Consider the following 13,619-nt stretch of genomic DNA (forward strand, 5'->3'; position numbering starts at 1 on the left):
ACAGTGAAACGTTTGTGGGAATTTAAAAATAAAAAAGGCTGCATTGCAGCCTTTTTTTATCGAACAACTATTACACGCCAGGGCATGTTTTTGGTGCGTATTTCGCATCCGCAGTAGTTGCGCAAGTCCAGGCACCAGAAGTTGGGTTACGTGTCCAGGTAATTGTTTTGCCATTTACCTGAGTTGGAGCGTTCTGCAGTGTACACACGATAGTAGAAGCAGTGGTAGAGATAGTGCAGTTACCAGTAGTTGCAGATAAACCGATATCACCAGGAGCTGCAACAGCGCCGCCGTTGTTGATTAAATTTTCAAAAGCTGTTTTACCTGCAGAAATTTCTGACAGGCCGGCTGTTACTTTTGAGCTTGCCTGGTAGCTTGAGTAAGCAGGCAGTGCTACTGCAGCGAGGATACCGATGATCGCTACTACGATCATTAATTCAATTAAGGTAAAACCTTGGTTACGTTTCATAGTACTTCTCCATTAGTAATTGATTAACCCAGGGGGTTGATTTCTATTCTGGACATTTTTGTGCGTTACGCAAGAAAAAAATGCATATTTGTAAATATTTATTTTTTTCGAACTCAACTCAATGAATTATAACGTTATTTTGTTCTTATTTTTGGAGTGAGCACTGGGGCGGCAAGCAAATTGGTTTGATCTTTGCCTATAAAGCAATATTTGTGCCGCACGATTCTAACTTCATGTTATTTAATGCTATTTATTAAATTTACCCGATTTGGTTACATTGTGCGGGAGCTTAATATCGGGCGCAGTTGGTTACAAATAAAGCAAATAAGTTGTTAACAAGAGTTGAACGCTGAATTTAAACAGCTTTTTTAGGTTTGGGCCGCTGATTTCAGCCTTTGTGTGGATGGGGATGAAAAATTGTGTTGGTGAATAAGCAGGTTGCCGGCCCACACTGCGGCCGGCATCAGAGTAACAGGTTACAGGCTGCGTAATCTCATTGATAAATCAATAGATTGTACGTTTTTGGTCAGGGCGCCGCTGGAAATATAATCAACCCCTGTTGCACCCAGCGCTTTTAACGCTTCGCTGGTAATATTGCCGGACACTTCCAGTTTGGCTTTGCCCTGATTGATGGCCACGGCTTGCTGAATATCGGCGATGTGAAAGTTGTCGAGCATAATAATGTCGGCACCGGCCGCTAACGCTTGTTCCAGCTCGGTTAAATCTTCCACTTCCACTTCTACTGCTTTGCCCGGGAAGTTCTGCCTGGCTGTCTGCACTGCATTGGCAATAGAACCCGCAGCAGCGATATGGTTTTCTTTAATTAAAAACGCATCGTATAAACCAATACGGTGGTTTTTACCGCCACCACAGGTGACAGCATATTTTTGTGCCAGCCGCAGGCCCGGCAAGGTTTTACGGGTGTCGAGTAACCTTGTTTTGCTGTTGTCTAATAACGCCACATATTGAGCTGTGGTGGTCGCGGTGCCACTTAAGGTTTGCAGGAAATTCAGCGCAGTGCGCTCGCCTGTTAATAAAATTCGCGCCGGGCCACTAATTTCACAGAGCAGTGTATTGGCGGTTACCTTGTCACCATCTTTGACAAACCACTGGATCACCACCTGGTCGGACAATTGTTGAAACACTTCTTCTACCCAGTCCACGCCACAGATCACACAATCTTCGCGGGTAATAATAGTGGCAGTGGCCTGTTGTTCTGCCGGAATAAGCGAAGCGGTAATATCCCCTTGTGCCAGCGGTAAATACCCTAAATCCTCGGCCAGCGCATGACTGACACCACGGCGAATTTCCTGCACCAGCCGCTCGTGGTGGCTGATGTCTGCTGTTGCTTGAGTTGATTGCATAAGTCAGTTTCTTTGTTTCAGTTGCAGTTGATTGGCCTGTTGCGCGAATTCTAAATGTTTTAACGCACTCATTCCTAGCAAAATCTCTGTGCCCCCTTTGCTGCTGGTGAGGTTGGGCACTATGCTGGCCGGCAAATCGCGCAGCACAATATCACCCAGTTTCAGGCTATTGATTTGGCTTTGATAAGCTGTGGTGATGCCATTGGCCGTGTTCACCTGATAAGGCTGGCCCTGCGGCATGCCGGTGCGTTTTGCGACTTCGGGGGACACCGCGACCACAGTGGCGCCGGTGTCGAGCAAAAACACCACATCCACACCGTTGAGTTGCAAGGTGCCGACATAATGACCGCTGGCATTGCGGCTTAGGGTCACTTCGGCCTCGCCCGCAGCATTAACCACAGATTGCACTTGCTGATTGGGGTTCAGCTTTTGTGCAATAGCGTCATCAAATAACAGGTAAATAACGGCCAGTAATAACAACCAGGCCATCAGGGCAAAACCTTTGCCGAGTTTGGCTGTGGGATCAGATGCTTGCATTGTATTCTTTTCGCGCTGACAATAGTTCAACAGCATAAACAGCGTGATCAACAATTGCAAAAGCCTTTATCAGCGCATGCCGCAACGCCGGTACACAGCTCAGCCAACCCTGAACCACCGCTGCTGGAGCAGCGCCCCTGCAGCCATTTTGATGACAGACCTGATGAAAATGACATCAGTTTATTGGTGATCCACAATATCAGCCTGCCACCCCGCCAGTTTAATACACCTTATATTGACGACTTTTTTGGCGGCCGGCTGGACTGCTCGGTTCATCCTTATTTTGCTCAGCTTCAAGGTGTGCGGGTGTCGGCTCATTGTGTGATTTATCGGGATGGCCGCATCTGGCAATATGTGCCTTTTGCCAAAAGAGCCTGGCATGCCGGTGTCAGTCAGTTTATGGGGCGGGAAAAATGTAATGATTTTTCTATTGGTATTGAGCTGGAAGGCTGCGACGATGAAGCCTACACCACAGCGCAGTATCAGGCGCTGACCGAACTTTGCTGGTATTTGTTACAACAATACCCCAAGCTGCGACCAAGCCGTATTGTTGGTCACAGTGATATTGCGCCTGGTCGCAAAACCGACCCCGGCCAGGCATTTGACTGGCAAGGTTTTTTTCTGGCACTGGATAAGATGCAGCAACAAAGCTGTGAAAAGGAGAACCTGAAGTGACTTTGCTTAGTATGTTAATAGCGCTGATTGTCGAGCGACTGGCCGTGCGCAGCCCGCAGTGGCAGCTGGTTAGTTATTTACGGCCTTATCTCAGTTATGCCGATAAAGCCCCCTTTTCAGTATTCACTCAACCACAGGCCGGTTTATGGCTATGGTGTTTGTTGCCCGCTGTTCTGGTGACGCTGCTGTTACAACTGGTGGATTTCTGGTTATTCAGTTTGTTGGTGAATACGCTGGTGCTGCTGCTGTGTATGGGCTGCTGGCATTACCGGCAGTTGTACAAAAAATATCTGAATGCTGCAGCAAGAGACGATCAGCAGGCAGCTTTTTTAACTATGCAGCAGCTTGAAACAGAAGCTGGTATCAGTCAGCTGCAGCTGAGTTATGGCCAGCGTCTGGTCTGGCTAAACTTTAAATATTATGCCGCAGTGTTGTTCTGGTTTGCCGTGCTGGGCGCTTTTGGCGCTTTAACTTACGCTATTTTGCGTTTATTAACTGAACCTGCCACTTTTATAAAAGCAGCGGGCCGCGACAAAGCTGCTGAGGATATGACCCAGCCAGAGCAACAAGCAACTGAGCAAGTCGCTGATGCTGATTTTGCCCCCACTGGCAGCATTGAAAGTAAAGCGGCTGAGCAGTATGAAGCTGCAGATACAGCAGCCAATACCGCAGCTGAAACACAAAGCGGTGCAGAGCAGGATCTGCAGCAACTTAAAGCCCGCGCTGAGCAGCTCAGTCAGAGTATTGCCCTGCAACAAAGGTTAACTGCAGTGGCGAGCGATCTGAGTCACTGGGCGGACTGGTTACCTGCCCGGTTGTTTGGTCTGGGTTTTGCACTGGTCGGCCACTTTTCCCGTGCTTCCGCTATTTTGCTGAGCTACCTCGGCGACAGCAACACTCCGGCTGGCCAAGTGCTGACCGACATTGCCAAAGCGGCTGAACCTTTGCCGGAAGAGCTGCTCAATTGCAGCACTGAAAGTTGCTCCTTAGTGCAGCTTGCTAAACGTAATATTCTGTTTTTCCTCGCTTTAGTGGCAATTCTTACCCTAAGCGGTGCCTTATCTTAACGCGTTCAGCCTGCAGCTGTTGCTGTAGGCTGCTCTCTTCACAGCTCGTAACACTCTAGCCAGCCCACAGCAATCAACTCCGTTTTTAAATGGTCTGACCAATTCTGTTTTGCGGTTAACTTTTCGCTTCTTTAGAGTTTTGACTCTAGTTATTTAGCGACGAAACCTTGCATAACTAGTAGGTTGAATTTACTTCAACTACGCTTTCTGTTACCTTATGGCCTGCATATGTAAATTGGTCTTACCAATTTACAATAAACAACAAAAAAGACCACGATAAGCACAGGCAATTCACAAAAAACGCGGCTGATAGTCCGTTTTTGCTTTAAAGCCGCTTTATCGTCAGGGAAATGGATGAACACACTGAAAATCAAACCTGCCAAATTGTCAGACCGTATTGTTGAGCAGCTGGAACATATGCTGCTCGAAGGTACTTTTACGCCCGGGCAAAAGTTGCCGACTGAGCGTGAACTGGCGGAGCAGTTTGATGTGTCGCGTCCAAGCTTGCGTGAAGCTTTGCAAAAAATGGAAGCCAAAGGTCTGGTCAGCCGTAAGCAGGGCGGTGGCACTTATGTCTGTGACAATCTGGTAGGCGGCCTCACCGATCCGTTATTTGAACTGATTGGCCGCCATCCCGAGTCACAGTTTGATTTACTGGAATTTCGCCATGCTTTAGAAGGCATTTGTGCTTATTACGCAGCGCTGCGGGGCACCAGTGCTGATTTTGCCCAAATTAAACAAAGATATGACGAAATTTGTGCCGCACAGCAACAGCAGGATTTAGACGCTGAAGCCAGGGCTGTCGGCAGTTTGTATTTAGCAGTAGCTGCAGCATCGCATAATGTGGTGTTGCTGCATCTGGTACGCGGCTTAACGCCGCTGGTGGAGCAGAATATCAAGCTGAACCTTGAAATTCTGCGGCAAAAAGACGGCATAGTGAGCCAGCTGAATTCACATCGGCAACGGTTAATGGAAGCGGTGATCAATGGTGAGCCGGAGCAAGCCCGGCAAGCCAGCAACAGCCATCTGGCCTTTATTGAAGAGGCTTTGCTGGAAGCCGACCGGGAACGCTCACGCCTTGCACGCTCGTTGCGCCGTTCACAAACGAACTAAACGCAGCGGTTTAACTTTTAATAAAACAGGAGTGGCCGAGGCAACTCCGGAATATAGGAAACATTGATATGTCTGAAGTCAGTAAGGTGGACATCGACGCGCTGGAAACCCAGGAATGGCTGGAAGCGCTTGAATCTGTCGTTCGCACTGAAGGTGTGGAGCGTGCACAGTTTCTGTTAGAACAGGTGCTGGAGCAAGCGCGCCTGGAAGGTGTGGACATGCCAACCGGCATTACCACCAACTATATCAATACGATTCCGCCGCAGCAGGAACCGGCTTATCCGGGTGATGTGAATCTGGAAAAACGCATCCGCTCAGTGATCCGCTGGAACGCTATTATGATAGTGCTGCGCGCCTCGAAAAAAGAGCTGGAACTGGGCGGCCATATGGCGTCTTACCAGTCTTCTGCTGCTTTTTATGAAACCTGTTTTAATCACTTTTTCCGCGCGCCGAATGAAAAAGACGGTGGCGATTTAGTCTATTACCAGGGCCATATTTCTCCTGGTATTTACGCCCGTGCTTTTGTCGAAGGCCGTTTAACTGCCGACCAGCTCGACAACTTCCGTCAGGAAGTGGGCGGTGAAGGTTTATCTTCTTATCCGCATCCAAAGCTGATGCCTGAATTCTGGCAGTTCCCGACTGTTTCTATGGGTTTAGGCCCAATCACCTCTATTTATCAGGCGCGTTTTTTAAAATATTTAAACGGCCGTGGCTTAAAAGACACTTCGCAACAACGGGTGTATGCCTTTTTAGGTGACGGTGAGATGGACGAGCCGGAAAGCCGTGGTTCGCTGTCGTTTGCAGCCCGGGAAAAACTGGACAACCTGTGTTTCCTGGTGAACTGTAATCTGCAGCGCCTTGACGGCCCTGTGATGGGCAACGGCAAGATTATTCAGGAATTAGAAGGTTTGTTCCGTGGTGCCGGCTGGAACGTGATTAAAGTGGTGTGGGGTAGTGGTTGGGACAAACTGCTGGCCAAAGACACCACTGGCAAGCTGTTACAGCTGATGAACGAAACTGTCGACGGCGACTACCAGACTTACAAAGCCAAAGATGGCGCTTATGTACGTCAGCACTTCTTCGGCCGTTACCCGGAAACAGCAGCTTTGGTTGCTGATATGACCGACGAAGAGATTTTTGCATTAAAACGTGGTGGTCATGAACCTTCAAAACTCTATGCAGCTTTTAAAGCAGCGCAGGAAACCAAAGGTCGCCCAACAGTGATCCTGGCCAAAACCATCAAAGGTTATGGTATGGGTGAAGCCGCTGAAGGCAAAAACATTGCTCACCAGGTGAAAAAAATGGATATGACCCATGTGCTGCAAATCCGCAAGCGCCTGAGTCTGGAAGACTACATCAGTGAAGAAGATGTACAGTCGCTGCCTTATATCCAGCTGCCGGAAGGCTCGCCAGAGCACAAATACCTGCACGATCGCCGTGCTGCGTTAAACGGCTACACGCCGGTGCGTTTGCCAAACTTCACTAAACCACTGACATTGCCTGAGTTACCGGCTTTTGAAGGTTTGCTGGAAGAGCAAAAACGCGAAATTTCGACCACTATGGCCTTTGTGCGTGGCTTAAATATTCTGCTGAAAGACGCCCATATCGGTCAGCAAATTGTGCCAATTATTGCCGACGAAGCCCGTACCTTTGGTATGGAAGGTTTGTTCCGTCAGATTGGTATTTATAACCCGCATGGCCAGACCTACACACCGGAAGACCGCGCTATTGTTTCTTATTACAAAGAAGAAACTTCAGGTCAGGTATTGCAGGAAGGTATTAACGAGCTGGGTGCTATGGCGTCCTGGGTTGCTGCTGCTACTTCTTACAGCACCAACGATCTGCCGATGATCCCGTTCTACATCTACTACTCGATGTTTGGTTTCCAGCGGGTGGGTGATATGGCCTGGCTGGCCGGTGACCAGCAAGCCCGTGGTTTCTTGCTCGGCGCAACCGCCGGCCGTACTACCTTAAACGGCGAAGGTTTACAGCACGAAGATGGTCACAGCCATATTCTGGCTGGCACAGTGCCAAACTGTATTTCATACGACCCAACCTATGCCTATGAATTAGCGGTAATTATTCAGGATGGTATCCGTCGTATGTATGGTGTAGATCAGGAAAATATCTACTACTACATCACAGTGATGAACGAAAACTATCATCACCCTGCCATGCCGGTGGGTGCGGAAGAAGGGATTCGCCGTGGTATTTATAAACTGGAAACACTCTCTGGCAATAAGGCCAAAGTTCAGTTGTTAGGCTCTGGCACTATTCTGAACGAAGTGCGCCGTGCTGCCGAAATCCTCAGTGAAGAATATGGCATTGCTTCTGATGTGTTCTCTGTGACTTCCTTTAACGAGTTGGCGCGGGATGGTCAGAACTGTGAACGTCACAACATGCTGCACCCGAATGAAGCGGAAAAAGTGCCGTTTATTGCCCAGGTACTGGGTAAAGCGCCGGTGATTGCTGCAACAGACTACATCAAAAACTACGCCGAACAGGTACGTGCTTTTGTGTCGGCTGTTTCTTACAAAGTGCTGGGTACCGATGGTTTTGGCCGTTCTGACAGCCGCGAAAATCTGCGTCGTCACTTCGAAGTGAATGCCGGTTATATCGTGCTGGCGTCACTGCGTGAACTGGCGAAACAAGGTGAAATTGATAAGCAGCTGGTCAGCGACGCGATTGTGCGTTTTGGCATCGACACCAATAAGCCGAACCCGCTGTTCGCCTAAGAGGATTTGTAATGAGCATTGAAATTTTTGTACCAGATATTGGTGCCGATGAAGTTGAAGTGACCGAAGTGCTGGTGAAAGCCGGCGACACTGTGGCTGTTGACCAATCATTATTAAGTGTTGAAGGCGACAAAGCGGCGATGGAAGTTCCAGCGCCTCAGGCCGGTGTGGTAAAAGAAGTGCGGGTAAAAGCCGGTGATAAAGTAAAAACCGGTTCGCTGATTATGGTTTTTGAAGGTGCTGCCGCGCCAGCGCCTGCACCTGTAGCGCCAGCTCCGGTTGCAGCAGCTGCACCAGCAGCGCCTGTTGCCACAGCGGCACCTGCTGCCACTTTACAGGAAGTAAAAGTACCGGATATCGGCGGCGACGCTGTTGAAGTCACTGAGATTATGGTGAAAGTGGGTGATGTGGTCAAAGCCGATCAGTCGCTGCTGAACGTCGAAGGTGACAAAGCAGCGATGGAAGTGCCAGCCCCATTTGCCGGTACTGTAGCCGAAATTAAAGTGAAAGTGGGTGACAAAGTCTCCACCGGCTCTTTAGTGTTTGTGTTCTCTACTGGCGCTGCTGCGCCGGTAGCTACACCAGCACCAGCGCAAGCTGCTCCTGCCGCTGCGCCGGCTCCGGCACCAGCTGTAGCAGCACCAGCACCATCTGCAGCACCAGCCCCGGCTGCCAGCACAGGTTTTGTTGAAAACCAGGCTTATGCCCACGCATCGCCAGTTGTGCGCCGCTTAGCACGTGAGTTTGGCGTTGATTTATCCAAAGTGACAGGCACGGCGCGTAAAGGCCGGGTGCAGCGTGAAGACGTGCAAAACTATGTGAAAAACATTATTGCGCAAGTGGCTTCAGGCAAAGGCCAGGTGACCGGCAGCGGCAACAGTGTTGGTTTTGATTTAATCCCATGGCCAAAAGTAGATTTCAGTAAATTTGGCGCTGTGGAAGAAAAACCGCTGTCGCGTATTCAGAAGTTATCAGGCAGCAACCTGCATCGTAACTGGGTACGTATTCCGCATGTCACGCAGTTTGACGAAGCTGATATCACCAGTCTGGAAGAATTCCGCAAAGAGCAAAACGCGCTTGCGGAGAAGAAAAAGCTTGGCGTCAAATACACACCGCTGGTGTTTATTATGAAAGCGGCAGCCAAAGCGCTGGAAGAATTCCCAACCTTTAACAGTTCACTCTCTGAAGATGGCGCCAGCTTAATTCTGAAGAAATACGTGCACTTAGGCATTGCGGTTGACACACCAAACGGCCTGGTTGTGCCGGTGGTGCGCGACGTCAACAAAAAAGGCATTATTGAATTGTCGCGTGAGTTGCAGGACATTTCGGCCAAAGCCCGCGAAGGCAAACTGACCGCTGCGGATATGCAGGGTGGTTGTTTTACCATCTCCAGCTTAGGTGGCATAGGCGGTACAGCTTTTACCCCTATCGTTAACGCGCCGGAAGTGGCTATTCTGGGGGTGTCAAAATCTGACATCAAACCAAAATGGAACGGTAAAGAGTTTGAACCAAGGCTGATGGTGCCGTTGTCGGTGTCTTATGATCACCGGGTCATTGACGGTGCGCTGGCGGCGCGTTTTACCGCAACGCTGGCTTCTTATCTGGCCGATATCCGCCAGATCATTATGTAAATACGTGGGTTAGGGCAGATAAAAGAGCCCTAACCTGCAAATCTTGGTTACAGAGCGGCGGCACTGATGTTAAAATTCCGCCACTTTTTTCGCCTGACAGCCGTACCCTACATCTGGCTGTTGGAAAATCGCCCCGATAATCAAAGGTAATACGATGAGCAACGAAATCAAAACACAAGTAGTGGTACTGGGCGCTGGCCCTGGTGGTTATTCTGCAGCCTTCCGCGCCGCTGACTTAGGTCTGGAAGTGACTTTAGTTGAAGCACGCAGCACACTTGGTGGTGTTTGTTTAAACGTCGGTTGTATCCCTTCAAAAGCTTTATTACACGTGGCCAAAGTGATTGACGATGCCCGTGAAATGGCTTCACACGGTGTTACTTTTGGTGCACCACAAATTGATTTAGATAAAATCCGTGCCTGGAAAGACAAAGTGGTTGGTCAGCTGACCAACGGCTTAGCCGGCATGTCAAAAATGCGCAAAGTCAAAGTCGTGACTGGCTACGGCAAGTTCACAGGCCCAAATACCCTGGTTGCCGGTGACACTACTATCACTTTTGAACACGCTATTATCGCTGCTGGTTCTGAGCCTGTTGCACTGCCATTTATTCCAAAAGATGACCCACGGGTGATCGATTCTACCGGCGCGCTGGAGCTGAAAGACATTCCAGGCGAAATGCTGGTATTAGGTGGTGGCATTATCGGTCTGGAAATGGGTACTGTGTACCGTGCGCTGGGCTCAAAAGTATCTGTTGTTGAGTTTGCTGATCAGCTGGTTCCGGCCGCTGATGCTGATCTGGTGAAGGTTTACACCAAATACAACAAAGACAACTTCAACATTATGCTGTCAACCAAAGTGACTGCAGTTGAAGCCAAAGCTGACGGTTTATACGTTACTTTTGAAGGCAAAAACGCACCGGCATCTCCGGTTCGTTACGACAAAATTTTAGTGGCGGTAGGTCGTCGTCCAAACGGCGCGCTGTTAGATGCTGCTAAAGCCGGTGTAAACGTGGATGAGCGTGGTTTTATCAATGTAGATAAACAACTGCGTACCAACGTTGGCCATATTTATGCCATCGGTGACGTCATTGGTCAGCCAATGCTGGCACACAAAGCGGTACATGAAGGTCATGTGGCTGCTGAAGTTATTTCTGGTTTAAAACACTTCTTCGACCCACGTTGCATTCCGTCAGTGGCTTACACAGATCCGGAAATGGCCTGGGTTGGTATCACTGAAAAAGAAGCCAAAGAGAAAGGTATTGCAGTTGATACTGCAACTTTCCCATGGGCTGCTTCTGGCCGTGCTATCGCTTCAGCCCGGACTGAAGGTTTCACTAAACTGATTTTCGACAAAGAAACGCACCGTATTCTGGGTGGCGCTATTGTGGGTATCAACGCCGGTGAAATGCTGGGTGAAATTTGCTTAGCGGTAGAAATGGGTGCTGATGCTGAAGATATCGCTCTGACTATCCACGCTCACCCAACCTTAAATGAATCTATCGGTTTAGCCGCTGAGATTTACGAAGGTTCAATCACTGATCTGCCAAACCCAAAAGCAAAAAAGAAATAATCTTCTGATTTAGCTTTAAAAAACAAAGGCCGCATTGCGGCCTTTGTTGTTTTTGCTGACATCTGAGTGGTGTTGCCGCGCCATGACACTTTTACTGTATGCAGCAAAGTTGTCGCATTCTGTTACAACTTGTGTAAAGACTTCATTGTGTAGTTGCTAATGAAGCTTTAGTATATTTCGCGAGATTGTATTCCCGTCCCTCCAATCAGGAAAAACACCAATGAAAAAAATTACCCTGCTGGCGGCCAGTGTCGCGCTGGCACTTGGTTTAGTGGCTTGTGACAAAGCCCCACAAGCACCTGCAACAACAGCTGCCCCAGAAGTGAAAGCCGCTGAACCGGCAAAAACTTTAGTCTCTGGCGTTGAAACTGAAAACTTTGACCCGGCCGTTAAACACACTGAAAACTTCTTTTACAGCGTAAACGGTACCTGGCTTGCCAAAACTGAAATTCCGGCTGACAAGTCTAACTATGGTGCTTTTACCAAGTTATATGATGATTCTCAGCTGGCGATGCGCACTATTATTGAAGCTGCTGCAGCCAAAACGGATAAAGTACCAGGCTCTGACGAGCAAAAACTGGGCGACTTCTACAACAGCTACATGAACGAAGCGGCCATTGAAGCTTTGGGTGCTAAACCTATCGAAGCCGATTTAGCCAAAATTGCTGCGGTAAAAGACTTAACTGAACTTGCAACCTTAATGGGTGAACTGCAGTTGCTCGGTACTTCGTTGCCATTTGGTTGGTATGTCAACAACGACGCCAAAAACTCAACTCAGTATGCCGTGTATTTAGGACAGTCAGGTCTGGGTTTACCGGATCGTGACTACTACTTCAAAGACGAAGAAAAATTCAAAACCATTCGTGCAGCTTATGTAAGCTATATCAAAGATATGCTGACGCTGGCTGGCGTGGCAGATGCGGAAAAAGCAGCTGAACGTGTGATGGCGCTGGAAACCAAAATTGCGGACAAACACTGGAGCCGCGTGGAAAACCGTGATGCTGACAAAACTTATAACAAGTTTGCCAAAGCAGATTTAGTGAAAACTTTAGGTGACTTCCCATGGGATGCTTACGCTAAAGCGGTGAAACTGGACGGTGCCAGCGAACTGATTGTGTCGCAGCCAAGCTACTTTGAAGCCTTTGGCAAAATTTATAAAGAAACCGACCTGCAAAGCTGGAAAGATTATTTATCTATTCGCTTAGTGTCTGAATATTCGGGCAAATTAAGCAAAAACTTTGTTGACCGTCAGTTCGATTTTTATGGCAAAACTTTATCTGGTACTACAGAACAACAACCGCGCTGGAAAAAAGCCGTCAACGCTTCTGATGAAGTGTTAGGTGAAGTGGTGGGTAAATTGTATGTGGCAGAACACTTTAAACCAGAAGCCAAAGCGCGGATGGAAGTGCTGGTACAGAACCTGATTAAAGCTTACCACCAGAGCATTGATACGCTGGAATGGATGACGCCGGAAACGAAAAAAGCGGCGCATGAAAAGCTGAATAAATTTACGCCAAAAATCGGTTACCCGGATAAATGGAAAGATTATTCCAACCTGAGCATCAAAGCTGACGATTTAGTGGGCAACTACAAAGCAGCGGCACAGTTTGCGTATCAGGAAATGCTGAACAAACTGGGCAAGCCAATTGACCGTTCAGAATGGTTTATGACACCACAAACGGTAAATGCGTATTACAACCCGGTAAACAATGAAATTGTGTTCCCGGCAGCCATTCTGCAACCACCGTTCTTTAATCTGGAAGCCGATGATGCAGTCAACTACGGTGGTATCGGTGCTGTAATCGGTCACGAATTAGGCCATGGTTTTGACGACCAGGGTGCGAAATTTGACGGTGACGGTAACCTGCGCAATTGGTGGACAGACGCTGACAAAACTGAGTTTGAAAAACGTGGTAAACAGTTGGTTGAGCAGTACAATCAATATTCACCACTGGAAGGCATGCATGTAAACGGCGAGCTGACCTTAGGTGAAAACATTGGTGACTTAGGCGGTTTAACAGTGGCGTTAAAAGCTTATAAACTGTCGCTGGAAGGCAAAGATGCCCCTGTCATCGACGGTTTTACCGGCGAACAGCGTTTCTTTATCAGCTGGTCTCAGGTATGGCGTCGTAAAGGCCGTGAAGAATATCTGCGTAACATGCTGCTGACCGATCCACATTCGCCAAGCGAATACCGTGTCATTGGTATCGTTTCCAATATTCCTGAGTTTTATACTGCTTTTGACGTCAAAGAAGGCGACAAAATGTATATCGCACCGGAAAAACGCGTAAAAATCTGGTAATCCGGTTTAGCTGCAGTTTTGTGCTGCAGCAACAATCTGACAAAAGGCCGCATTGCGGCCTTTTTGTTATGGCTAAAAAGCCTGGGGCTGCAGGCTGATTTGTATTTTCAAACACTGTTTAAAACGCTATCATCATTCACCAGACTTATACCCACTATA

At 48.4% G+C, this 13,619-nt stretch carries 10 protein-coding genes; 7 read left to right on the forward strand and 3 right to left on the reverse strand.

The genetic code is table 11. From position 1 onward, the window contains the following. Positions 1-70: 70 nt before the first annotated feature. The 3 genes from N3Z11_RS02435 to N3Z11_RS02450 all read right to left on the reverse strand — a co-directional run bounded on the left by N3Z11_RS02435 (position 71) and on the right by N3Z11_RS02450 (position 2,370). Positions 71-469: a pilin gene (locus N3Z11_RS02435; RefSeq protein ID WP_313771325.1), complete on the reverse strand. Its 399-nt coding sequence runs from the start codon at positions 467-469 to the stop codon at positions 71-73. 476 nt (positions 470-945) lie between these two features. Further along, a complete protein-coding gene (nadC, locus tag N3Z11_RS02445; RefSeq protein WP_260655550.1) occupies positions 946-1,833 on the reverse strand; it encodes a carboxylating nicotinate-nucleotide diphosphorylase in 888 nt (295 codons plus the stop codon). 3 nt (positions 1,834-1,836) lie between these two features. Next, the gene (locus N3Z11_RS02450) at positions 1,837-2,370 is read right to left on the reverse strand and encodes a TIGR02281 family clan AA aspartic protease (protein ID WP_260655551.1); all 534 of its coding nucleotides are present in this window, start codon (positions 2,368-2,370) and stop codon (positions 1,837-1,839) included. A 54-nt stretch (positions 2,371-2,424) separates the two neighbouring features. On the opposite strand from N3Z11_RS02450, the gene ampD reads away from it, so the two are divergent. The 7 genes from ampD (at position 2,425) to N3Z11_RS02485 (ending at position 13,460) form a co-directional block, all read left to right on the forward strand. Beyond that, the gene (gene ampD / locus N3Z11_RS02455; protein WP_313771326.1) at positions 2,425-3,045 is read left to right on the forward strand and encodes a 1,6-anhydro-N-acetylmuramyl-L-alanine amidase AmpD; all 621 of its coding nucleotides are present in this window, start codon (positions 2,425-2,427) and stop codon (positions 3,043-3,045) included. Beyond that, positions 3,042-4,112 (forward strand): regulatory signaling modulator protein AmpE, encoded by a 1,071-nt coding sequence (ampE, locus tag N3Z11_RS02460; RefSeq protein ID WP_260655552.1) that lies wholly within the window; start codon positions 3,042-3,044, stop codon positions 4,110-4,112. The genes ampD and ampE overlap by 4 nt, the downstream gene beginning before the upstream one ends. A 354-nt stretch (positions 4,113-4,466) precedes the next feature. Then, on the forward strand, positions 4,467-5,225 hold the full coding sequence (gene pdhR / locus N3Z11_RS02465; protein WP_260655553.1) for a pyruvate dehydrogenase complex transcriptional repressor PdhR: 759 nt from the start codon (positions 4,467-4,469) through the stop codon (positions 5,223-5,225). A gap of 68 nt (positions 5,226-5,293) precedes the next feature. Continuing rightward, positions 5,294-7,960 (forward strand): pyruvate dehydrogenase (acetyl-transferring), homodimeric type, encoded by a 2,667-nt coding sequence (gene aceE / locus N3Z11_RS02470; protein ID WP_260655554.1) that lies wholly within the window; start codon positions 5,294-5,296, stop codon positions 7,958-7,960. 11 nt (positions 7,961-7,971) lie between these two features. Beyond that, positions 7,972-9,591 carry a pyruvate dehydrogenase complex dihydrolipoyllysine-residue acetyltransferase gene (aceF, locus tag N3Z11_RS02475; RefSeq protein WP_260655555.1) on the forward strand — a complete coding sequence of 540 codons (1,620 nt, stop codon included), beginning with the start codon at positions 7,972-7,974 and terminating at the stop codon, positions 9,589-9,591. 154 nt (positions 9,592-9,745) lie between these two features. Continuing rightward, complete coding sequence (gene lpdA, locus N3Z11_RS02480; protein ID WP_260655556.1) at positions 9,746-11,158, forward strand: dihydrolipoyl dehydrogenase; 1,413 nt, start codon at positions 9,746-9,748, stop codon at positions 11,156-11,158. Between the two features lie 220 nt (positions 11,159-11,378). Then, positions 11,379-13,460 carry a M13 family metallopeptidase gene (locus tag N3Z11_RS02485; protein WP_260655557.1) on the forward strand — a complete coding sequence of 694 codons (2,082 nt, stop codon included), beginning with the start codon at positions 11,379-11,381 and terminating at the stop codon, positions 13,458-13,460. Positions 13,461-13,619: the final 159 nt, after the last annotated feature.

It is taken from the genome of Rheinheimera sp. 4Y26, from assembly GCF_025245835.1.
In the GTDB taxonomy this organism is placed as follows: domain Bacteria; phylum Pseudomonadota; class Gammaproteobacteria; order Enterobacterales; family Alteromonadaceae; genus Pararheinheimera.